The sequence below is a fragment of the Marinobacter salinus genome (genome assembly GCF_001854125.1).
In the GTDB taxonomy this organism is placed as follows: Bacteria; Pseudomonadota; Gammaproteobacteria; order Pseudomonadales; family Oleiphilaceae; genus Marinobacter; species Marinobacter salinus.
On the sequence record NZ_CP017715.1, the window covers coordinates 3,445,827 to 3,466,552 of the forward strand.

The window sequence follows — 20,726 nt, forward strand, 5'->3', positions numbered from 1 at the left end:
TTAAAGGTGATTAAAAGTGGTCGGAGGTGTGTGGAGACATACCTTGAAATCTCCATACACTGGTGTATTGTTTTTCCATACACTAATGTATGTTTTAAGTGTGGTCAACGGTTTCAGTGTTGCTGTTTCCGTTCATGTAGAATGCATGACCAACACTGACCAGACACACCAGAGCAGGATTCAATCCCGGAATGAGTGACCCCCAGAGTCCAAAACGCCGTGGCCGGAGCGCCTCGGAGAAAACCCAGCTTACCCGTGACGACTGGCTTGATGCCGCGGCAGGGGAGGTCGCGGCGGGGGGGTTCAGCCAGCTGCGGGTGCTGACTTTGTCAAAGAAGCTCGGAGTGACCCGCGGCAGCTTCTATTGGCACTTCCGGGACCATGAGGATCTGGTGGTCAGCTTTCTCGATCGGTGGCGGGATCGGCGATTACACGAACTGCAGTACTGGAAACCCCAGGGCGGGGATGTGGAAACGGAGCTCCGGCAGATCCTGGAACTGCTGCTGACCGACGCCTCCCGAAACATTCGCCGCTTGCAGGTTGAGCTCGCCGTCAGGGATTACGCCCGACGCAACGACTATGCAGCCGGATTGGTGGCGGAGGTGGATGGGGCGCGCATTCGCCAGAACTGCACCCTGTTTGAACGCCTGAGCCGCGATCCCCAGCGTATCGAAGATTTGTCACTGTTGCTGTATGTGGCGACCATTGGTTCCCAGGTCGTTCTGACCGGCCGGAAAGGGGAGGAAGATACCATCAAGCGCATTGAGGACCTGATGGCGCGGATCGTTCTGGGCGAAATGGGGACGGACTGAGCTTGGTCGGCGGGTTGCCTGAGAATACGTTCAGTTCCGTACGGTAAGTTGCGGACCGTATCGTTATGCTAGCGCCTTTCCAAGCTATCGGATGTCCGGAATGATCGAAGTATTTTTCAGCACCTATATCAGCAGTACCGTTCGTTTTCTGTTCCTGCTGGCCCCGTTTTTTGTGGTTACCATGTTTCTGGCACTGACCAGAGGCCTGCCGGCAGCGGAGAAAACCTCGATTATTCGCCGTTCGACCGTGTCCGCATTTATTCTCGGACTGATTCTCTTCTTCGCTGGGCCGCTACTGTTCAGCGCCATTGGTATTACCCTGAATTCCTTTCGTATTGGCGCCGGCAGTCTGCTGTTCTTGACCGCAATCAGTCTGGTTACCAGCGGTACTCGTAACCACGCCACGGGTCTGCCTGATGAAGACCGGGACGACATTGCGGTGGTGCCCCTTGCCATTCCGGTAATGATTGGTCCCGCCACTATCGGTGCCATTCTGGTCTACGGTGCGGAGCTGAGCAAAGTGACCGAAGTGGTCGGTGGCCTGCTGGGGCTGGTGTCGAGCCTGCTGATTCTGGCGGTATTGCTTCACCTGTCTGGTTACCTGGAAAAAGTTCTGGGTAAAACCGGCCTGAATATCATGTCCAAGATCAGCGGCCTGATTCTCTCGGCCATGGCTGCCGAGATCGTGTTGACGGGTATTGCCGGTTTCATCGCAACTACCTAGAGTAGCCTCAGGTTCCAGTGCTTACGGGGATGTATGTCTGCCGATACCATCGAACACAATCGCAACCGCTTTGACTTTTCTGGCGTGGATTCCATCTGGCTGTTTGGCTATGGCTCGCTGATTTACAAGGTGGATTTTCCATTTCTGGAAAAACGTCCGGCAACGATCCATGGCTGGCAGCGCCGGTTCTGGCAGGCTTCCCATGACCACCGGGGCACTCCGGAGGCACCGGGCCGGGTGGTCACACTGATTGCAGAACCCGGCGCAACCTGCATGGGCATGGCCTATCGGGTTTCCCCGAAGGTTTTCGAGCATCTGGATGTGCGCGAGAAAAACGGCTATCTGCGATTCACCACCACCATGACTTTTGACAATGGTAGCCATGCCGAGGGGCTGGTTTATATTGCCACCGAAAGCAACGACGCCTTCCTTGGCCATGCACCGGACGCGGATATTGCCCGGCAGATCAAATTCGCAGCCGGCCCAAGCGGACCTAATGCAGAGTACTTGCTGCGGTTGGCAGAATCCCTGAGGGCTCTGGGTGATGACTGCCCACATACCTTCGCCATTGAATCTCACCTTCGCTCTGTCACCGAAAGCGACACCTGAGCGGGTGGGAGCGTCAACTGTAAAGCACCTTGGGTAAAGTTCGTGCAAAGGCGACGGCTACCCGCTGACTTTCGCCGGTGATTCTATAACCTGATTTCAGAGGCATCCGGAAAACCTTCCGGGTGCGGGTCCAGTCTCTGATAAAGGCAGGAGAGTCACCATGAAACGATTACTGATTGGAACCTGTATTGCGGTTCTGCTTGGAGCAGCAGCTCCGGCAATGGCCGACGACCACCGCAGCTTCGGCCATCCTCCTGGTATCCAGAAGCAGCTGGACCGGGGCAAGGCCCTGCCTCCGGGACACCAGAAAAAGCAATTCCTGCAGGCTCATTATCGCCGGGACCGCCACGACGGTGATCGCAGGGACAGAAAGAAATACCGGCACCACAAGCGGGACCGGGATCATTACAGCCGCTATGACCGGGGCCATCACCATCGGGACAAGGGCCGGCACTTCCATCAAAAGGACCGCTATGACCGGCACCACAATCATCAGGCTGCCGGCCAGGAACCACAGGTCCGGAACTTCGCCAAACCCGACCCAGCCGATACCAACGGCTCAGATAAGGCCGGTGTATTCGGCGCTGGTGACCTGATTGGCGTCCACCTGACGATAGGCCAGCAGCACAGTGATGTTGTAGCCCAGGATGAACAGGGCTGAACCCAGGGCGCTGACCAGGATACCTGGATCCCACGTGGCGCCCTCCCACCAGGCAAGCTGTCAGTCCAACGCTATGGTGAGATCGTGTAATTTTTGAAATCAGATACTTGCGGCGGGTATAGGAGAAGTAGGGCAGTGAATGACTAAACCTAGTTGTAGTCGGATGATCGATTTGACAGGGGCAGTGCTGAGTAGGCGCCTGGCCATCAAACTTTGTCAGGAATGGCGAGTTTCGAGTTTTGGGTATAACTGGAGTCGCAACTCCCAGCGTTGGCTGAAACTAATATGGGCGCAGGTGAAGGCGTCCATTCAGCTGAGGTGTTTGGAGACTAGCGGAAGAAGATAAAAAGCCGAGCACCTAAAACTGGTGTTGGTTTTATAAACAAAAGCGAACGTTCGCAGCATCCCAAATTTCTGGATGTGATTCCCCCGAGTTGCCCAAGAAACGCCCCTGCATTCACCCCCCCCATTCCAGAGGTGGCGGCGATTGAAGTTTTCTAAGCGGCGGGTAGAAGGCATATTGGCCAACGTTGAACTAACAAAACTTCAACGGATTGTGTTTCAAGCTTTGTCGAAAGCGGTAACTGCAAAACTCAATCCGGCCATTTGGGATGCAAGCTATCAATGACGTAGGTGTGACTGTGGACACTGGAGTTGGAATCACTTGCGATATGAGGATGGTCACTTGGAAGATCGTCGTGGTGGTGCGAGCGTTCTGACGGATCAACAGATGGCCATAACTTCACGGCAAGGATCAGCCCGGCGAGAGCAAGCCCCAGAAGAACCAACAGAGTAATGGTCATCCCCGCAGTCGACCCAAGCCATCCCGCCAGTGGATACGTGAACAGCCATCCGGCGTGCGATAGTGAGAACTGGGCAGCGAACAGAGCTGGCCTGTCTTGAGCATGCGATGACCGCGTAAGGACCCTGCCGATGGGGGTTTGAACGGTGGAAAAACCAACGCCTAACCATGCCCACACGGGTAACAGCCATTCCAGAGAGCCTACCGGCAGCGCGAGAACCAACCCGAAAACAAGAATCCCACCTCCCGTGAGCATAACTTGCCGGTCCTGCCAGCGTTTCAGTAGAGCTGGTAACGCCAATGCCGCCAACATGGAACCGCCACCAAACGCTGCAAAAGCCATGGCCGTATGCTGATCGGTAAGGCCAAACTGTCCCTGCACCAGAACAACGGTGTTCACGATCACCATCGCCCCTGCAAGGCTGACAACCAGGTTCAGCGACATTACCCCGCGCATGCGAGGAGTTGCCATGAAAATTCTGAATCCGGCCCGTGCGCGATCATAAACGCCGCGACGTTTTTCCGATTTGGCCCCGGAGGGCAAAGCAACGGACACCACGAGCAAGGCTGATGCGATAAAACCGATTACCGTGCCCGAGAACAATGCCTGCCAGCTGGTGGCAAGCAGAATCAACGCTGCGAGCGCAGGGCTGATGAGGTTTTCCAGATCGTAAGCCAGCCGGGAAAGCGACAGCGCCTTGGTGTAATCGTCTTCATCCGGGAGAGTATCCGGAATCGTAGACTGGAAGGTTGGCGTAAAGGCTGCAGATGCCGATTGCAGAACGGCGATCAGTACATACACTTCCCAGACTTCGGTCACAAAGGGCAATGCAAGTGCAACGGTAGCGCGCACCAGATCCAGCGATACCAGCATTACTCGACGGGATATGCTCTCTGCCAGCGCTGCAGCAATCGGGGCAATAAAAACATAGGCGACCATTTTGATCGCCATAGCCGTACCTACCACTTGTCCTGCTTTGTCGCTGGCTAGATCAAAAGCCAGAAGGCTCAAGGCAACCGTTGCCAGGCCAGTTCCCAGCAGGGCGACGACCTGGGCTAAAAACAGGTGCCGGTAGGTGCGGTTCTTCAGAATCTCAAGCATGGTTTTCCTGACTAAAGACCCGCAACCAAGCGGTCAGCGGGCCTTTGTTCTATCTCAGCTTTACATCTTGCCCGAGTGGTTAGCACCGATCGGGTTACCGTACTCATCCATAAAGACAAACAGTTTTGCCTTGTCTTCATTGGCAGCGTCCGGATTCGAAAATTGGACTACCCATAGTTTACCGGCTGACGTAGACCGCTGCTCTGCCGTGCCTTCGGAAACCTTCGTCCAGGTAGACGCAACCTGCTCAGAGTCAACGAGCTGCTTTTTAACAACAGCGGCCCGCTCAGTCGCTTGTGCTTTCGACACAGGCTCGGAAACGCCATGGCTATGGCCTGCTCCTGCGAAAGCATGTCCTGAAACGGACAAAGCAATAACTGCTGCAAATACGTGGATCATGTTTTTCATGAGATAACTCCTAAGTGAGAATGATTGAATTACTTCTTGATGATGTCGTTGTAAAACCCGCTGGTGTTAAGAACAACGGTGACCGCGACTTCTCCGCGGTTTTCCCAGTACCATCCGTGCGTGCCATCGAACGGTGCCTCAAATGCGCCGCTGGCAGACGGCTGGTCGCGCCCCCGCCAGTAGCTGGTGAAATTGTCGCCGTCATTGAACCGTTCACCGTGCATATCGAAGTTCACCGGACCCCCCTCCGTGGTCCAGTTAAAGACCATTCGATCGCCCTCAGCCATTGTGGCTTTGACTTCCAGACCCTCGTTTGGTCCCAAAGTTACGGTCGTGGAATCAGAACTCAACCCTTCTGGCGTTTTCCAGACCGGACCAGCCGGCAATGCCAGCAGGTTACCCGACGAGGCCGATTCCGACTCAGGCTGCGCGGACTCAGCGGCGTTGGCCTGACTGAGTACGGTCAACCCCATGGTCTGGCCGAGTCCCGTAGGATCGATGCCATATTCGGCCGGGAGGATGGTTGTAACCAGAACCACACTGCCGATAACGGCAGCCACTCCGGTCGCCTTGAACAGGCTTTTTGAGGAAGGAAGGCCCTCACGATTCATATTGGAAATGTCTTGCATGGTCTAGCTCCTCAGGAAACGGTGTACAGGCCGGTCAACTGATAACCCATCAGCATAAAACCGGCGCTCATCAACAGAACGTTGGCTGCAAGTGCCTGCCGGGGAAAAACATCCGTCCGGCGCCAGAAGTTCATCGCAATCAGAATGATGCCCAGGGCCATCAACTGGCCAATCTCAACTCCGACATTAAACGCCAGAATGTTCGCCACCAGGCCATCCTCTGCAAGCGTAAAATCCTGAAGCTTAGTGGCGAGGCCGAACCCATGGAAAAACCCGAAAATCAGGACAGCGGCCTTGGTATTGGGCTGAAATCCAAACCAACGGCGAAACGCACCAAGATTATCCAGAGCCTTGTAGACCACGGAAAAGCCGATGATGGCATCCACCATATAGGCATTGACGTTGGTCTCGCTGAGCACACCGTAAAGAAGCGTGAGGCTGTGTCCAACCGCAAAAAGCGTGACGTAGATACCCACGTCTTTCATGCGGTAAAGAAAGAAGATGACACCTGCCAGGAATAGAAGGTGGTCATAGCCGGTGACCATGTGTTTGGCCCCCAGATAGATGAAGGGCAGCAATTGTGCCCCCTTGGCCTGCTCTATGAACGTGGCATCGCCTTCTTCAACACCATGGGCAAAGAGCAGAGGAGAAAGCATCAGGCCTACGAGCGCTGTCCCTAAAAGGTACAGCCAGCGCACGCCAACGCCCCCGCCTGTTCGGCGGGGAAACGGCATATGATTCATTCGGTGATCTCCGAAATATTGACAGAAATTTAGATACAGACGCTGACGCGTCAGTTCTGAACAACGTTGTCAGGCTTTCGGGGGACGATAAAGTGCGGATGTCTGCTCTGGCAGAGGAGACGGCGTTCTGTGGAGCGCAGGTTCGTTCTGCCTGTGGAAAAGCGGCACTGCACCCAGGTTGAGGGGCACGTGCTTTTCGACTGCGCCAAGCGCATGGAGTAGCAGATGATCCTGGTCCGTCATTTCAACAGTCGAAACGTGGAGATGATCGAGAGAGGATGGATGGATATGTCCATGGTTCTCGACAAATTCTGCAATAGAAAGGCTCTGTGATGCGTCATGAACGCTCTGATCTGAAGCCCAGGCGATGCGAAAGAGCATCATGAGTGACAGCACGGTCACCACCAAAATGCTTCTGCCGGTGGAAAATTGGGCCTGGTTTATTAACACTTCGTATCTCGTTAGCGTCGATCTATTGGCAGGAAGACTATCCAAGTCCGGTCTGCTTTGCAAAGGTGCGCATTTGAAGCGTTTGGTTCCTGGCAGGAGGAGCGACGAGCAGACCACAGACCAACCTCTAGCCACCCATTACTCTATTTCAGGAACTTGTCTATGCATCACGAAAGACTCGACCGTTGGCAACACAATCATGTCTTTGGTCAGAATCTGAAGCGATCTGGCGAAACCAGAACACTCATCGTAGTGGGCCTGACGCGGGCAACGGTGGAGCCTCTCCGGTGTAATTAACAGGGAGGGCGCATGTTGAAAAGTAATGAGGTCAAAGATACCGGGCGATTGCCTTGAATTCATCGACACGCCGCTGCTGCTCTGGGTCCAGCGGCCCGATGGCATCGTCCAGGCAATGCTCAATGTGGTCCTGTACCAATACGCGCTTGGCCTGTTGAATGGCCTTTTCCACGGCGTGAAGCTGCTGCGCCAGTTCCAGGCAGGGTTTTCCCTGATCAATCATGCCAATCACGCTTTCAAGGTGGCCGTTAGCCCGCTTCAGACGTTTGATAATGTTCGGGTGAGATTGATGCGTGTGATCATTTACCATGTTTAATTCCTATCCCCCATGGGGGGATGGTATCCTCGGTTTTCGTTGAAATCCAACCACAGACTCGACGCATTAGATTGATGATTTCGGCCATTCACCAGAGAAAACTGCTTCCGACGCTCGTCATGCTGTTTGCATTGGCGGGCCTGTCACTGTCGGTGATTGGCGAGTCATTCTCTCACGGTGTGGCTAACTTGGCAGGCGATTGGGAATCGCAGTTTGACGGCCAACCGGGCAGTCATGGTGCGCATGGACACACCCACGATTTTGACGAAGAGCCAGAGACATCATCACTGCATCATGATGCTGGCAATCATACCCACGAGACCGTGGACCACCTCAGGGTTCCGTTTGTTTCCCAAAGCCTGACCGTTCTCCGACAGCCCGTGCCCTTTGCCGGAGGTTCTCCCCGCAGTTTGCGCTATCGGCTTGAACGCCCTCCAAAAGCCTCCCTTCCCACTTGATTCTTGCCGCTTACGCGGCCCGAGAAAACAAATTCGATTGGAGTCTTTATGTTGTCAAGCTTGCTTGGCGGTTGTCGTGGCGTGTCCTCAACGGGCACCGGCAGTCGTCTGTTCTGGATATTTCTGACCCTGGGCTTGCTGAGTGTGAGCACCGATGCGCTCGCCCATGCAGTCGCTCAGGGCGACAAGGGGTACATCCAGGAAATTACCGGGATAAACCTTATTGCGTTCATCTATCTGGGGGCCAAACACATGGTCACCGGCTATGACCACCTGCTGTTCCTGCTGGGTGTCATTTTCTTCCTCTACCAAATGAAGCACATCGCGATCTACGTGAGCCTGTTTGCCCTGGGGCATTCCACCACAATGCTGCTGGGGGTGTACTTCAACGTGGGCATCAACAGCTACATCATTGATGCGATTATCGGTCTGTCCATCGTCTACAAGGCACTGGACAACATCGGTGCCTATCAGCGTTGGTTTGGCTTCCAGCCCAATACCAAGGCCGCTACGCTGATCTTCGGGTTCTTCCATGGTTTCGGCCTCTCCACCAAGATCATCGAATACGACATCTCACAGGACGGCCTGATTCCGAACCTCCTTGCCTTCAACGTGGGCGTGGAAATCGGACAGTTGATCGCCCTGGCCATGATCCTGATTGTCATCAGCTTCTGGCGAAAAACCGACGGATTTTTCCGCCATGCCTACACCGCCAACGTGGCCATGATGAGTGCAGGTTTTCTGCTCTTTGGCTATCAGCTCACCGGTTACTTTGTCGCCTGATTCTGGAGATTCGCCATGTACAACACCGATATACCAAACCGTGAAGAACTGCCCAGCACTGCCAAACTGGTTCGATCAACCATCATTGCCGCAATTGTGGCGCTGGTTCTGCTGGTAACCATGGTCATGCCCGCCGAGTACGCCCTGGACCCAACCGGCGCAGGTCGCCTTTTGGGCCTGACTGAAATGGGCGAGATCAAGGAGCAGCTCGCCGAAGAGGCTGCTGCTGACGATGCTGCTCAGATGGTTGCTGTTCAATCCTCAACTGAGCGAGAGGCCCCGGAATCCAAAGAACCTGTTGTAGTTGAAGTCGTTGAGGAACCAGCCTCCTCACCTGAAGCAGAGGTAGCACCTGGCAAGCCAGAGCCTGCGCCTGAACCAGAAATTGCGGAACCGCAGTGGCAGGATAAAGTGCGCGTGGTTCTCACGCCCGGAGAAGGCACAGAATTCAAACTCACTATGGAAGAGGGTGCTGTTGCCCGGTTCTCCTGGGTGTCAGAAGGTGGCCCCATCAACTTCGATACCCATGGTGATGGAGGTGGTCAGTCAATTTCTTACGAGAAAGGCCGGGGCGTGCCCGAAGACGAGGGCACGCTGGAGGCTGCGTTCACTGGCAACCATGGCTGGTTCTTCAGAAACCGGAACGACAACGACATCACTTTGGTGCTTCGCACCGGAGGGGATTACGGGCAGTTGAAAAAGATGTTGTGATTAACCATTGAATATTGTGACGACATTCGGGCCTGTGCTTTCAAAGGCCCGAATGTCTCGAGAACAGCAATATGGAGCATGGCGAGTCATCCGTCCGGGTGACTGCCAAGCCAATTCTAAGCGGCATGGAAGGTTAAAAACGTGATCGCAACGAGTTGCGTCTCAATGTTCGCTTTGCGACTGCCGCATCAGTTTTGTACCTTCGCCAATCAACCTTTGTTACGCACTCAGTTTTGGTGTGACCTGCTGAGCTGAACAGCCGGATTCTCCAGTTTTAAATGGACCGAAATTCTGGGGTAGGGTCATTACTGACCCTGACTCCATATTAGGTCCATCTAAATGGGAGCAGATCATCCCTCAACACCGTTATAGGCCGAGGCCTCACCCATTCACCGGTTGGGCCCGGAGCCCACTGCGACTCCGCTGACGCGAACGCACCCCCACCATAATAAGTGGCACCACGATCATCGCGCTGCCTACGGCGAACCAAAGGTCGGGCACCTCGTTGAAACCAATCCAGCCAATCAGCACTGCCCAAATCAGGCCTGTGTATTCGGCGCTGGTGACCTGGTTTGCGTCTACCTGGCGGTAGGATAGCAGAACAGTGATGTTGTAACCCAGAATAAACAGGGCCGAGCCCAGAGCACTGACGAGTATTGACGGATCCCAAGCCGCGCCTTCCGACAGCATCAGAACGAAACTGGCGGGCAGGATAAGAAGGTAGTTGAGCATCAATTTGTGTACAGTCGATTGGCCGCTGGGCAGCTTACGCACCATCACGGCGTTAATGGCCAACGCAAGAGCCGAGCCTAAAGCGGCGAGGGCCCCCCATCCGAGTTCCACGGGCCGCAATATCACTAAAATGCCGGCAAAACCGCTTACCACCGCTAACAAACTCAGGAGCGACAGACGCTCGCGAAAAATCAGTACTGAGAGCAGCATCACCAAGATTGGGGCGGCGTAGAAAACCGCATTGGCTGTGGCCAGCGGCAAGCTCATCAGGGCGACAACCATGCAGATAAGGCCTGCCAGGTGGATATGGGCCCTGACGAAGTGAATGCCAAGACCTTCGAAGAATCGGCTCCGATCTATTTGCGGCCAGAGCGGCAGCAGCATCAGTAGAGTTAGAAGGCAGCGCAGGAAAGCAAACTGGAACACCGGGGCGCCGGGTTCGAGTAGCTTGATGAATACGTCAGAGATCAATGCCATGGCGTTGCCGACCACCAGCAGCAGAATCGCACTGTTTACGGTTTTTCCTGACATATTCTTTCCCCTTTTTTGGACTTACAGCTCTGTGCAAGAGCAAATCGCGTGGCTCCCTCCGAAAACCGCTGTGAATACGTCCCTGTACGCTTGCTCTCCGCCATCCATGGCTCCGAGCATTTTCGGAGGGAGCCACCCGATCTGCTCCTTTAACATGGAGGGCAGTCTAAGGGAGTGTTAATATCCGATAAAATGATCTTTATTTGGTATGTATTAGAAAATTAGATAATGAAACTGCCACCCTTAAAAGCCCTCCCTGTATTCGAAGCTGTTGCCCGTCTCAACAGCTTCTCACTCGCTGCCGAAGAGCTGGCGGTGAGCCAGAGTGCGGTGAGTCACCAGATTAAACAGCTGGAAACCTATCTTGGAGAGATGCTGTTCTGGCGCAGTGGGCGAACCGTAACGCTGACTGATGAGGGCCGCCAGTATCTGGATGGCATCAGCTCTGCTTTGCTTCAGATTGAGCGGGCCAGCGAGCACCTGCTGGGCCACGAAGAGTCGCGTATACGCCTTTCGGTGTTCAGTTCCTTTGCTGTGCGCTGGCTGGTGCCCCGGTTGCCGGATCTGCAACGCCTGCACCCTCAGGTGGAATTGTCCCTGGAGATGAGTAGCGAGAACCCGGTGCTGTCTGATCGGGTGGCAGACTGTTTTATCACCGTCAACAGGAGCTCACCTGCCTACAGCTATGAGTTGCTGTATGTGGAGCGTCTGTTCCCCGTCTGTAGCCAGGACTATTGGCAGCGGATTCGTCGGGAACTGGGTCGGGAGGGGGCTGACGCTGATGATCTGGCATTAACACCCGAAGACATCGCCCGGTTTCCGTTGCTCTCCACCCACAGTATTTTCGAAAAGCCCGCCGGCGACTGGGAGGTCTGGTATCGGGCGGTGGACAAGTCCATCCCCGGCAATGCCCGGGTCCAGCATTTCAGCCATATGTTGCTGGCACTTGAGGCCGCGCGGTTTCATCAGGGCATTGCCCTGACCAACGACTATATGCTGAGTACCCGTAAGGATTCCGAGGATTTTGTGCGACTTCCCTGTCATCCGGTGATGACGGGTGACGAGTTCTATTTTGCCTGGAAAACCAGCCGGCGCAGCGAGCGGGGGCTGCAGCTGCTGCGCCGGTGGTTGGTTGATGAGGCCATTAGGGGTGGGCTGAGGGGCGAATGAAAGCGAACCTTTTGGGATGAATCAACGTTAACTACACAGAGTTCAATCCCGTGTTAACTTGCGAAATTCGATGGATCATAAGGAGTAGCTAGACGATGAGAGCGATTCTGATGACGGCCCTGTTAGGCGTTCTGGTCGGTGCCGCACCGGCTATGGCCAAGTCGCCCCACGGTGAACAGCTGCCTCCGGGCCTGGAAAAGAAGGTCGAGCGGGGCCAGCCACTTCCGCCGGGTTGGCAGAAAAAGCTGAACTACCGTGAAGGTGATCACTTTGATCGGGAGTTACTGCACTACGGTGATATTCGCGATATCGGTGACAACCGTCAGCGAGTCGAGGTGGAAGATCGCGTTTACACGATCATCAAGGATACCCGCGAGATTGTTGATATTCTTAACCAGTAGATTCAACGGTGTTATTGGGCCAGATAAGCTCTGTTAGTCATCTTTCAGGGCTTCCCACACCTCGATGGCCGCGGCGAGGTCCTCCAGCGAAGCACCCACAGATTTGAAAAGGGTAATGGCTTCGTCATTCGTGCGTCCAGGCTTCTGGCCTTTTAGCAGTTCCGCCAGTTCGGCGCGCAGGTCGGATTCACGGAATGCTCCTTCGTCTATGGCCTGCAGAATGTCTCCGGCTTCGCCCATGGCACCGGCGTAGGTATCCACGAATACCTCGCTACGGGCCAGGCACTCAGCGTCGGTTTCCCGCATGGTCGGCCGGAAGGCGCCGACAAGGTCCAGATGGCTGCCGGGTTGCAGCCATTCCCCCCTGACCAGAGGTTCGGTCGACAGTGTTGCACAACTGATGATGTCTGCCTGCGGAACGGAGGTTTCCAGATCGTTCACCGCCTCACAGTCGAAGCGGTCGCGGAAACGTTCAGCCAGTGCTGTGGCCTTCTCCGGATTCCGGCCCCAGATTCGGACCTTGCGGATGGGGCGTACCGCAGCATGGGCCTCGACTAGCATGGGCGCCAGTTTGCCGGTGCCGATCACCAGCAAGGACGAGGCGTCTTGCCGTGCCAGCTCACGGGCGGCCAGAGCAGACGCGGCTGCGGTCCGTCGGCTGGTTAGTGCGCTGCCATCAAGGCAGGCCACGGGGGTGCCGTGCAGGCCCTCACACAGAATATAGAGACCGGAGATGGCCGGCAGGCCTGCGTTCGCATTTTGCGGGAATACGTTGACCATTTTCATGCCGATATACCCGGCCGGTTCCCAGGCCGGCATCAGCAGCATGGTGGCCTCGCCGTCCGGGCGATGCATGGCGTGGTGGTGCCGCGGTGGCGCTTCCACGCCCTGGCAAAAAGTACTGGCGAGACGTTCGATCAGTGCCGGCCACGCCAGAGCGCCGGCCACCTCTTGTGCAGAAATGACTCGCATAGTGCTTAACCCTTAACTCTGTTTACGGCTGACCAATCGCTGGATCTCACCGATGATGCCACGCCGGAATGTCATGACACAAACCACAAATATAGTGCCCAGGATCACCTGAACCCACGAGCCGAAAGCTGACAGTTCGTGGCTGAGGGCACCCACGGTGATGGCGCCAAGTACCGGTCCAAATACAGTACCCAGGCCACCGACGAGGGTCATGAGGATTACCTCCCCGGAGGTTTGCCAATGGGCGCTGGTGAGGGCAGCAAACTGGAAAATGATCGCCTTGGTGGCGCCGGCCAGCCCGGCCAGGGTGGCAGAGATGACGAACGCCAGTAGCTTGAAGTGGTCGACGTCATACCCCAGCGAAAGGGCGCGAGATTCGTTCTCACGGATGGCCTGGAGCACCTCGCCAAAGGGCGAATGGATGGTGCGGTGGATGATTCCGAACCCGATCAGGAAAATGGCGAATACGAAATAGTACATGGCGAGCGGGTTGTTGAGGTCAATAAACCCGAAAAGCTCACCCCGGGGAATGCCTTGCAGCCCATTCTCGCCGCCGGTAAAGGGCAACTGTAACGCCATGAAATAGATGATTTGTGCCAGTGCCAGGGTGACCATGGCAAAATAGATGCCTTGCCGGCGAATCGCCAGAAATCCGAAGATGCCCCCAAGAACCAGAGTGAATCCGGTCCCAGCCAATATACCCAGCAGTGGAGAAAATCCCCACTCCTTGGTGACGTATCCGGTGATGTAAGCCGCCCCGCCGAAGAAGGCGGCATGACCGAAGGACAAGAGCCCGGCATAACCCAGCAACAGGTTGAAAGCGCAGGCGAACAGCGCGAAGCACAGCAGGTCCATCACAAATACCGGATAGGCATAGAACGGTGCGGTCAGGCCGGCAACGAGCATCAGTATGAACAGAATACGATTGGTCATGGGCGGCTCACTTTTCCTTACCGAACAGTCCCGCCGGGCGGAACAGCAACACCAGGACCATCAGGAAGAAAATCACGGTGCTGGCGGCGGGTGGATAGATGACCTTGGTCAGTCCCTCAATGAGGCCGAGTGCGAGGCCGGAGAGAATGGCGCCCATGATGGAGCCCATGCCACCGATCACCACAACGGCGAACACCACGATGATCAGGTCGGCCCCCATCAGCGGGCTGACTGAGTAAATTGGCGCTGCCAGTACGCCGGCCAGGCCCGCCAGGCCGGCGCCGAAGGCAAAGGTCAGAGTGATCATCAGCGGCACATTTAGGCCAAACGCCTGAGTAAGATCCGGGTTCTCGACACCGGCCCGTAGCCGCGAGCCGAGTTTGGTGTGTTCAATAAAGAACCAGGTTGCAAAACACACCACCAGAGAAAAAACGATGGCGAACAAGCGGTAGGTGGGGAAGTACATAAAACCGAGATTGACCACACCGCTCAGGCTTTCCGGCTGGCCCGGGTAGGGGGTGCCGGAGACGTTGAAGTAGTTGGAAAACAGGCCCTGCAGAATCAGCGTGATGCCAAAGGTCAGCAGCAACCCGTATATGTGATCCAGATCATACAGGCGTCGAAGCAGGAGGCGCTCAATGAGAACCCCCAACAGACCGACCAGCAGTGGCACCAGAATCAGTGACGCCCAGAAGCCGATCTGGAGGCTGATGCCAAGCCACTGCTCCAGAAAGGAGTAACCAATCAGTGCGATAAAGGCACCGAGCATATACATGGCGCCGTGGGCAAAGTTGATGATGTTCAACAGTCCGAATATCACCGCAAGCCCGAGGCTCAACATGGCGTAGAACACACCGACATTAAGCCCAAGCAGCGCCTGGGCCAGAATGACCTGCATCGACACGTTGGCTATCTCCCTTCAGGTGGTGGTCAATCCGTGTTAGTTAACCAACGAACACTTGGTGTCAGCCATAGAGATGTAGGCCTGGTCTGCGGGAATCTTGGAGACGACTCTCAGCAGGTCCCACTCGCTTTTCGATTCCGACGGCTTTTTCACTTCCACAAGGTACATGTCGTGTAGCATGGAGCCGTTGGGGGCGATTTTTCCGCCCTTTACGAACATATCGTTCAGGGTCATTTCTCCAAGCTTGGCGCGAACCGTTTCGGTATCGTCTGTTCCGGTCTCTTTTACCGCATTCAGGTAGTTGGTCACCGCCGAATAGACGCCCGCATGTACCATCGTTGGCATGGCACCGTGGAGCTCATGGAAGCGTTCAGACCACGCTTTGGTTTCTTCGTTCTGATTCCAGACAAAGGCGGTGGTAAATTGCAGGCCCTGGGCAATATCGAGCCCCATACTGTGTACATCGGTGATGAAAACCAGCATGCCCGCCAGTTTCTGGCCGCTCTGGACAATCCTGAACTGATTGGCCTGTTTAATGGCGTTCACAGTGTCCTGACCTGCGTTGGCAAGCCCGATGACATCGGCACCGGATGATTGCGCCTGTAGCAGGTAAGAGGAGAAGTCGTTGGTGGAGAGGGGAGCGTTGACATTGCCAACTACCTCGCCGCCCAGGCTCTCCACGACGGCACCGGTGTTATCCCGCAATGAGTGTCCGAAGGCATAGTCTGCGGTGATAAAGAACCACTTCTTGCCGCCGTTTTTAACCATCGCTGTGGCTGTGCCCACCGGCAATGCATGGGTGTCATACACGTAGTGAATGCCATAGGGGGAGCACTGCTCTTCGGTCAGTGCGGTGGAGCCTGCGCCGGTGTTCATGGTGATAATTTTCTTGTCCTTGGCCAGGCCCTGTACCGAGAGCGCCACCGAGGAGTTGTCCAGGGCCGTAATCATGTCCACTTCTTTGGCGTCGATCCACTCCCGGGCAGTGCTGGCGCCAATATCCGGTTTGTTCTGGTGATCGGCAGAAATGATTTCGATGGGATTGCCCATAACCGAGCCGCCGAAGTCGTCGATGGCCATTTGGGCCGCGATAACGGCGCCAGGGCCTTCCAGCGATTTGTAGACCCCGGACATGTCACTGAGTACACCGATTTTGATCTTGTCGTCAGACAAGGCTCCGGCTGCGGTTAGCGGCAATGTGAGGGTCGCTGCAGTTACAGCGCCGACCAGTCCTTGTTTCCAGTGCTTGAACATAGTGGGTTTCCTTTTGTTATTAGGTTCTGGGCCGGACCTTAAAAGGCGGTCCAGGCCCACAGGCTCAGACACTCAGGTGTCTGTTTAACTGCTCTTTTTTGGCCTCAAGATCGGCTGCATCAATCTGTTCGACCACCTGACCGTGTTCGATCACGTAGTGCCGATCGGCCAGAGGCGCGGCAAAGCGAAAATTCTGTTCCACCAGGATGATCGTGAAGCCCTTTTCCCTGAGTTTGCGAATGACATCATCCAGGGCTTTCAGGATCACCGGGGCAAGCCCCTCGGTAATTTCGTCCAGTAACAGAAGATTGGCGCCAGTGCGCAGGATTCGGGCAATCGCCAGCATCTGCTGCTCGCCGCCGGAGAGCTTGGATCCCTGGCTTTTACGGCGCTCTTTAAGGTTCGGGAACATTGCGTAGATTTCGTCCACCGACAGTCCGCCTTTGGCGATCACCGGTGGCAATTCCAGGTTTTCATCAACGTTCAGGGAGGCGAAAATCCCCCGTTCTTCCGGGCAATACCCCAGCTTGCCCACGTGGGCAATCCGGTGTGTCGGCATATTGATGATTTCGGTGCCCTGGATCCTGATGGAACCGGTGCGTTTACTGACCAGTCCGAGAATGGCTTTCAGGGTTGTTGTTCGTCCGGAGCCATTCCGGCCAAGCAGAGTAATGACTTCACCCTCGTGCAGGGTCAGATTCAGGCCATGGAGTATATGCGACTCACCGTACCAGGCGTGCAGGTTCTCGATCCGAAGTAGTTCCGGCTTCTGGTCAGGCTGCATCGGTCGTTCCCATATAAGCTTCCATCACCTCGGGGTTATTCGAGACCTCGTCGTAATTGCCCTCCGCGAGGATCTCGCCCCGGTTCAGCACGGTGATCTGATCAGCCAGCGTCGCCACCACATTGAGATTGTGCTCAACCATGACAATCGTCCTGCCCTCGATCACACGTTTGATCAGGTCGGTCACTGTGCTTACATCTTCCGCACTCATGCCCTGGGTGGGTTCATCCAGCAACATCAGCCTCGGTTCCAGGGCAATAGTGGTGGCTATTTCCAGAGCCCTTTTTTGCCCGTAGGGCAACTCAACCGCTTTTACATCCCCGAACTTGCCAAGCCCGACCTGCTCCAGCGTGGCCTGGGCCTGCTCGTTGAGCTGGTCGAGAATTCTTAGCGGGCGCCAGAAGTGATAAGACACTTTCAATTTCCGTTGGAGGGCAATGCGAACATTTTCCCTAGCCGACAGGTGGGGAAACACGGCGGAAATCTGAAACGAGCGGATCAGACCACGCTGGGCGATGCCTGCTGGTCTTGCATGGGTGATGTCTCTGCCGTCATAGATGATCTGACCGGAGGTCGGTTTCAGGAACTTGGTCAGCAGATTGAAAAACGTGGTTTTGCCCGCGCCGTTTGGACCGATCAGGGCATGGATCGATCCGGTTTGGACGCTGAGATTAATGTCTTTGATGGCAGTAAAGCCCTTGAAGTCTTTGGTTAGGCCATGGGTTTCCAGGATAGTGGCCTGTTCTCGGGCGTGATCGGTCACGGAAAGCACCCCTGTCAGGCCAGTGGGCTGAGATCCAGACACTGGCGGTTATTGTTTGTTTTTATTGCTGTTCAGTTTAAAGAGGCATGTTGATATGCCAGATGCATGATTGAGTAAAGATGCTGAACCGCAATTCTGTCAAGTTGCGCCAGTCAGGTGAGTGCGTGGGAGGGGTGGGGAAAAGATTGTAAAACAGAAAGTTAAAAATAATCACGGGCCGCTTTCCGGCCCGTGATTGCTAGCAATTACTCTTCATTCTGGGGAGGGCGCTCCACCACTTTGCGTTTACCCTTGGCGCACCGCGCCAATGCCTTGAGGCCGTCGCTTTCAAAAGCGTCGACACGGATCACGTCGTACAGAGCTGTCAATGCCTCCAGCAGTTTGTCGCACTCGTCCGCTTTCACAACTCCCTGGGCGCAGGCCCAGTCCACCAGTTCCTTGCGCTGATGACCCATTAGCAGGGCAATGCCGTCGAGCTCGTCTTCGTCCCGATTCCGGATGGCTTCGTGCAGCCGGCTACGCATGTCGGCGGTTTCATTGGCCAGCTTGTAAGCATTCAATACCCGGCCGAGTGGGTCTTCGGGATCCATGGTAATGAATGCGCCTCGGCTGATTCGCTGGCGTACCGGGGTGTCCTTGACGATGGATTCAGCCACTCTGGCACCCAGCTTGTCGTCGGGGCCGTTCAAACCAGTGGCACCGAGAGGGAAAATCAGCAGGCGCAGTGGCCAGCGCAGCGCGGGGACCGGGAAGTTTATGATGGCCTCGCGCATGGAGCGCTGCAGGTCCCGGAGGCAGGTCTGCAAGCTCCACTCCACCAGTGGCCGTTGATCGTCCGGATAGCCTTCTTCATGCCATTGTTTGATCACAGCGGTCGCGTAGTACAGGTGGGTCAGGCAGTCGGCCATTCGGCCTGACAGGCGCTGACGGGCTTTCAGGCCACCGCCGACGGTGAGCAGTGTGACGTCGGTCATCAGGGCAAACGCCGCCGAGAAGCGGGCCAGTTGCCGGTAGCTGGATTTGATGTTGCCTTGCCGTGGTACCGATTCTGCCCAACCTTTGGTCAGTCCGAGCACGCACGCCCGCAAAGCGTTCCGGGTGGTGTGGGCCAGGTGCCGGTAGAAGATGCCGTCAAACTTCTTCGCCGCCGCGTCCTGATCTTCCATGCCGGCGGCTTCAATTTCCTCGACAATGAAGGGATGGCAGCGGATAGAACCCTGACCAAAGATCATCAGGCTGCGGGTCAGGATGTTCGCTCCTTCCACGGTGATGCCGATGGGCACGGCCTGGTAAGCTCTGGCGAGAAAGTTCCGGGGGCCGGTGATGACGCCCCGGCCGGCAACCACATCCATGGCGTGGTTAATGACTTCCCGCATCAGGTCTGTGTTCCGGTATTTCAGCACCGCCGAAGGTACCGAGGGTCGTACACCCCGGTCCAGCATGCCCGAGGTCAACAGGCGGGCGGCGTCCATCATGTAGGTATAGCCTGCGATGGGTTCCAGCGCTTCCTGAACCCCCTCGAACTGGCTGATGGAGCGGCCAAACTGTTCGCGGGTATAGGCGTAGGAGCCGGTGGCCAGACTGGCGACCTTGCCGGCACCGGTACCGAGCGCTGGCAGGGAAATGGAGCGACCAATGGACAGGCATTCCAGCAGCATGGTCCAGCCCTTGCCGAGCATGTCCTGGCCGCCGATGACCTGTTCCATGGGGATGAACACATCATTGCCCCAGGTGGGCCCGTTCATGAAGACGGTGTTCATGGGCAGGTGGCGGGCACCCGCGTTCACGCCTTCGGTTTCCCGGGGCACCAGCACGCAGGTCACGCCAATGTCGTCGCTGCCGCCCAGCAGTTTGTCCGGATCATAGACCTTGATGGCCAGTCCGATGAGTGTTGCGACCGGCGCCAGGGTGATGTAGCGCTTGTTCCAGGTGACCTTCAGGCCCAGAACTTCCTTGCCGTTCCAGCTTCCCTTGCAGACGATACCTTTATCCGGAATGGCACCGGCATCGGAGCCGGCGACCGGAGAGGTCAGCGCGAAACAGGGGATTTCTTCACCGCCGGCCAGCCTGGGCAGGTAGTGATGTTTCTGGTCGTCGGTGCCGTAATGCATCAGCAGCTCGCCCGGGCCGAGGGAGTTCGGCACCATGACGGTGACTGCCGCCGAAACGCTACGGGTGGAGATTTTCATGACGATTTCGGAGTGGGCGGTGTTGGAAAAACCCAGACCACCATCTTCCCTGGGAATCACAAGCCCGAAGAAGCCCTTCTCGCGAATGAACTTCCAGACTTTGTCCGGCAGGTCGTACTGCTCATGAGTGATCTTCCAGTCATCCAGCATCCCGCACAGCTTTTCTACCGGGCCGTCCAGAAACGCCTGCTCCTCGCTGGTGAGGTGTGCGGGCTTGGCATCCAGCAGTTTGTTCCACTCCGGTTTGCCGGAAAATAGCTCGCCGTCCCAGTCAACCGAACCGGATTTCAGTGCTTCCGCTTCAGTATCAGAGAGTTTGGGCAAACGACTGCGAACCCAGCCCAGCAGTGGCCGGCTCAGTTTGTCGAGACGCAAATCACCGGGCAGCACCAGAATCATGGCGAGCGCCAGCAACACACCGCCGCACAGAATGCTGAGAAGATGCCATTCATCCTGCACCAAGCCCACTACCGTGGCAGCAGCCATTACGGCCGCAGCGGTTTTGCCGCCGATGCCGAGGTAGATCAGTACCAGCGCACTGATCAGCAAAAGTAGAACACTCATGGGCAGACCTCCATATCATGAATG

General features: G+C 56.0%; 22 protein-coding genes and 1 pseudogene. 8 read left to right on the plus strand and 15 right to left on the minus strand.

The window, feature by feature from the left end; all coding sequences use genetic code 11:
- Positions 1–191 precede the first annotated feature (191 nt).
- The 3 genes from BKP64_RS15920 to BKP64_RS15930 all read left to right on the plus strand — a co-directional run bounded on the left by BKP64_RS15920 (position 192) and on the right by BKP64_RS15930 (position 2,145).
- Positions 192–812, plus strand: a complete 621-nt coding sequence (locus tag BKP64_RS15920) for a TetR/AcrR family transcriptional regulator (RefSeq protein ID WP_070972346.1) — start codon at positions 192–194, stop codon at positions 810–812.
- A 100-nt stretch (positions 813–912) separates the two neighbouring features.
- Positions 913–1,536 carry a MarC family protein gene (locus tag BKP64_RS15925; protein WP_070972347.1) on the plus strand — a complete coding sequence of 208 codons (624 nt, stop codon included), beginning with the start codon at positions 913–915 and terminating at the stop codon, positions 1,534–1,536.
- Positions 1,537–1,569: 33 nt separating this feature from the next.
- Positions 1,570–2,145, plus strand: coding sequence for a gamma-glutamylcyclotransferase (locus BKP64_RS15930; RefSeq protein ID WP_070972349.1), 576 nt, complete (start codon positions 1,570–1,572; stop codon positions 2,143–2,145).
- A gap of 466 nt (positions 2,146–2,611) precedes the next feature.
- Here BKP64_RS15930 and BKP64_RS19655 read toward each other — a convergent pair.
- From BKP64_RS19655 to BKP64_RS15965, 7 genes and pseudogenes are all read right to left on the minus strand, one after another.
- A pseudogene (locus BKP64_RS19655) lies at positions 2,612–2,863 on the minus strand (DMT family transporter); the annotation flags it as partial.
- A gap of 536 nt (positions 2,864–3,399) precedes the next feature.
- On the minus strand, positions 3,400–4,710 hold the full coding sequence (locus tag BKP64_RS15940; protein WP_070972354.1) for an MFS transporter: 1,311 nt from the start codon (positions 4,708–4,710) through the stop codon (positions 3,400–3,402).
- Positions 4,711–4,770: 60 nt separating this feature from the next.
- The gene (locus BKP64_RS15945; protein ID WP_070972357.1) at positions 4,771–5,118 is read right to left on the minus strand and encodes a DUF6488 family protein; all 348 of its coding nucleotides are present in this window, start codon (positions 5,116–5,118) and stop codon (positions 4,771–4,773) included.
- A 29-nt stretch (positions 5,119–5,147) separates the two neighbouring features.
- The gene (locus tag BKP64_RS15950; protein WP_070972360.1) at positions 5,148–5,747 is read right to left on the minus strand and encodes a hypothetical protein; all 600 of its coding nucleotides are present in this window, start codon (positions 5,745–5,747) and stop codon (positions 5,148–5,150) included.
- A gap of 11 nt (positions 5,748–5,758) precedes the next feature.
- A complete protein-coding gene (locus BKP64_RS15955) occupies positions 5,759–6,490 on the minus strand; it encodes a HupE/UreJ family protein (RefSeq protein WP_070972363.1) in 732 nt (243 codons plus the stop codon).
- A gap of 69 nt (positions 6,491–6,559) precedes the next feature.
- Positions 6,560–6,886, minus strand: coding sequence for a hypothetical protein (locus BKP64_RS15960; RefSeq protein ID WP_157755436.1), 327 nt, complete (start codon positions 6,884–6,886; stop codon positions 6,560–6,562).
- A gap of 382 nt (positions 6,887–7,268) precedes the next feature.
- Positions 7,269–7,547 (minus strand): metal-sensing transcriptional repressor, encoded by a 279-nt coding sequence (locus tag BKP64_RS15965; protein WP_070972369.1) that lies wholly within the window; start codon positions 7,545–7,547, stop codon positions 7,269–7,271.
- Between the two features lie 80 nt (positions 7,548–7,627).
- On the opposite strand from BKP64_RS15965, the gene BKP64_RS15970 reads away from it, so the two are divergent.
- The 3 genes from BKP64_RS15970 to BKP64_RS15980 are packed head-to-tail and all read left to right on the plus strand — an operon-like array spanning position 7,628 to position 9,505.
- Complete coding sequence (locus BKP64_RS15970; protein ID WP_070972372.1) at positions 7,628–8,011, plus strand: hypothetical protein; 384 nt, start codon at positions 7,628–7,630, stop codon at positions 8,009–8,011.
- A 48-nt stretch (positions 8,012–8,059) separates the two neighbouring features.
- Positions 8,060–8,794, plus strand: a complete 735-nt coding sequence (locus tag BKP64_RS15975) for a HupE/UreJ family protein (protein ID WP_198402624.1) — start codon at positions 8,060–8,062, stop codon at positions 8,792–8,794.
- A 15-nt stretch (positions 8,795–8,809) separates the two neighbouring features.
- Entirely contained in the window at positions 8,810–9,505 is a 696-nt protein-coding gene (locus BKP64_RS15980; RefSeq protein WP_070972375.1) for a hypothetical protein, read from the plus strand.
- 381 nt (positions 9,506–9,886) lie between these two features.
- Here BKP64_RS15980 and BKP64_RS15985 read toward each other — a convergent pair whose 3' ends face one another.
- Positions 9,887–10,768, minus strand: coding sequence for a DMT family transporter (locus tag BKP64_RS15985; RefSeq protein ID WP_070972378.1), 882 nt, complete (start codon positions 10,766–10,768; stop codon positions 9,887–9,889).
- 228 nt (positions 10,769–10,996) lie between these two features.
- Here BKP64_RS15985 and BKP64_RS15990 point away from each other — a divergent pair, with 228 nt between their 5' ends.
- Positions 10,997–11,938, plus strand: a complete 942-nt coding sequence (locus BKP64_RS15990) for a LysR family transcriptional regulator (protein WP_070972381.1) — start codon at positions 10,997–10,999, stop codon at positions 11,936–11,938.
- 95 nt (positions 11,939–12,033) lie between these two features.
- Positions 12,034–12,339: a hypothetical protein gene (locus tag BKP64_RS15995; protein WP_070972384.1), complete on the plus strand. Its 306-nt coding sequence runs from the start codon at positions 12,034–12,036 to the stop codon at positions 12,337–12,339.
- 33 nt (positions 12,340–12,372) lie between these two features.
- On the opposite strand, the gene lhpI is transcribed toward BKP64_RS15995, so the two are convergent.
- The 7 genes from lhpI to BKP64_RS16030 form a co-directional block, all read right to left on the minus strand.
- Positions 12,373–13,311 (minus strand): bifunctional Delta(1)-pyrroline-2-carboxylate/Delta(1)-piperideine-2-carboxylate reductase, encoded by a 939-nt coding sequence (gene lhpI / locus BKP64_RS16000; RefSeq protein ID WP_070972387.1) that lies wholly within the window; start codon positions 13,309–13,311, stop codon positions 12,373–12,375.
- A gap of 12 nt (positions 13,312–13,323) precedes the next feature.
- The gene (locus BKP64_RS16005; protein WP_070972390.1) at positions 13,324–14,244 is read right to left on the minus strand and encodes a branched-chain amino acid ABC transporter permease; all 921 of its coding nucleotides are present in this window, start codon (positions 14,242–14,244) and stop codon (positions 13,324–13,326) included.
- A gap of 7 nt (positions 14,245–14,251) precedes the next feature.
- Positions 14,252–15,142, minus strand: coding sequence for a branched-chain amino acid ABC transporter permease (locus BKP64_RS16010; RefSeq protein WP_070972393.1), 891 nt, complete (start codon positions 15,140–15,142; stop codon positions 14,252–14,254).
- A 42-nt stretch (positions 15,143–15,184) separates the two neighbouring features.
- Entirely contained in the window at positions 15,185–16,402 is a 1,218-nt protein-coding gene (locus BKP64_RS16015) for an ABC transporter substrate-binding protein (RefSeq protein WP_070972396.1), read from the minus strand.
- A 64-nt stretch (positions 16,403–16,466) separates the two neighbouring features.
- Complete coding sequence (locus BKP64_RS16020; protein ID WP_070972399.1) at positions 16,467–17,186, minus strand: ABC transporter ATP-binding protein; 720 nt, start codon at positions 17,184–17,186, stop codon at positions 16,467–16,469.
- On the minus strand, positions 17,176–17,949 hold the full coding sequence (locus BKP64_RS16025) for an ABC transporter ATP-binding protein (RefSeq protein WP_070972402.1): 774 nt from the start codon (positions 17,947–17,949) through the stop codon (positions 17,176–17,178). The genes BKP64_RS16020 and BKP64_RS16025 overlap by 11 nt, the downstream gene beginning before the upstream one ends.
- A 245-nt stretch (positions 17,950–18,194) precedes the next feature.
- Positions 18,195–20,702, minus strand: a complete 2,508-nt coding sequence (locus tag BKP64_RS16030; RefSeq protein WP_070972405.1) for an acyl-CoA dehydrogenase — start codon at positions 20,700–20,702, stop codon at positions 18,195–18,197.
- Positions 20,703–20,726 lie beyond the last annotated feature (24 nt).

What these genes read in the sequence shown, in the direction of transcription:
- BKP64_RS15920 (WP_070972346.1), top strand. Translation starts at nt 192, where the DNA reads ATGAGTGACCCCCAGAGTCCAAAACGCCGTGGCCGGAGCGCCTCGGAG.
- BKP64_RS15925 (WP_070972347.1), top strand. Translation starts at nt 913, where the DNA reads ATGATCGAAGTATTTTTCAGCACCTATATCAGCAGTACCGTTCGTTTT.
- BKP64_RS15930 (WP_070972349.1), top strand. Translation starts at nt 1,570, where the DNA reads ATGTCTGCCGATACCATCGAACACAATCGCAACCGCTTTGACTTTTCT.
- BKP64_RS15940 (WP_070972354.1), bottom strand. Translation starts at nt 4,710, where the DNA reads ATGCTTGAGATTCTGAAGAACCGCACCTACCGGCACCTGTTTTTAGCC.
- BKP64_RS15945 (WP_070972357.1), bottom strand. Translation starts at nt 5,118, where the DNA reads ATGAAAAACATGATCCACGTATTTGCAGCAGTTATTGCTTTGTCCGTT.
- BKP64_RS15950 (WP_070972360.1), bottom strand. Translation starts at nt 5,747, where the DNA reads ATGCAAGACATTTCCAATATGAATCGTGAGGGCCTTCCTTCCTCAAAA.
- BKP64_RS15955 (WP_070972363.1), bottom strand. Translation starts at nt 6,490, where the DNA reads ATGAATCATATGCCGTTTCCCCGCCGAACAGGCGGGGGCGTTGGCGTG.
- BKP64_RS15965 (WP_070972369.1), bottom strand. Translation starts at nt 7,547, where the DNA reads ATGGTAAATGATCACACGCATCAATCTCACCCGAACATTATCAAACGT.
- BKP64_RS15970 (WP_070972372.1), top strand. Translation starts at nt 7,628, where the DNA reads ATGATTTCGGCCATTCACCAGAGAAAACTGCTTCCGACGCTCGTCATG.
- BKP64_RS15975 (WP_198402624.1), top strand. Translation starts at nt 8,060, where the DNA reads ATGTTGTCAAGCTTGCTTGGCGGTTGTCGTGGCGTGTCCTCAACGGGC.
- BKP64_RS15980 (WP_070972375.1), top strand. Translation starts at nt 8,810, where the DNA reads ATGTACAACACCGATATACCAAACCGTGAAGAACTGCCCAGCACTGCC.
- BKP64_RS15985 (WP_070972378.1), bottom strand. Translation starts at nt 10,768, where the DNA reads ATGTCAGGAAAAACCGTAAACAGTGCGATTCTGCTGCTGGTGGTCGGC.
- BKP64_RS15990 (WP_070972381.1), top strand. Translation starts at nt 10,997, where the DNA reads ATGAAACTGCCACCCTTAAAAGCCCTCCCTGTATTCGAAGCTGTTGCC.
- BKP64_RS15995 (WP_070972384.1), top strand. Translation starts at nt 12,034, where the DNA reads ATGAGAGCGATTCTGATGACGGCCCTGTTAGGCGTTCTGGTCGGTGCC.
- lhpI (WP_070972387.1), bottom strand. Translation starts at nt 13,311, where the DNA reads ATGCGAGTCATTTCTGCACAAGAGGTGGCCGGCGCTCTGGCGTGGCCG.
- BKP64_RS16005 (WP_070972390.1), bottom strand. Translation starts at nt 14,244, where the DNA reads ATGACCAATCGTATTCTGTTCATACTGATGCTCGTTGCCGGCCTGACC.
- BKP64_RS16010 (WP_070972393.1), bottom strand. Translation starts at nt 15,142, where the DNA reads ATGCAGGTCATTCTGGCCCAGGCGCTGCTTGGGCTTAATGTCGGTGTG.
- BKP64_RS16015 (WP_070972396.1), bottom strand. Translation starts at nt 16,402, where the DNA reads ATGTTCAAGCACTGGAAACAAGGACTGGTCGGCGCTGTAACTGCAGCG.
- BKP64_RS16020 (WP_070972399.1), bottom strand. Translation starts at nt 17,186, where the DNA reads ATGCAGCCTGACCAGAAGCCGGAACTACTTCGGATCGAGAACCTGCAC.
- BKP64_RS16030 (WP_070972405.1), bottom strand. Translation starts at nt 20,702, where the DNA reads ATGAGTGTTCTACTTTTGCTGATCAGTGCGCTGGTACTGATCTACCTC.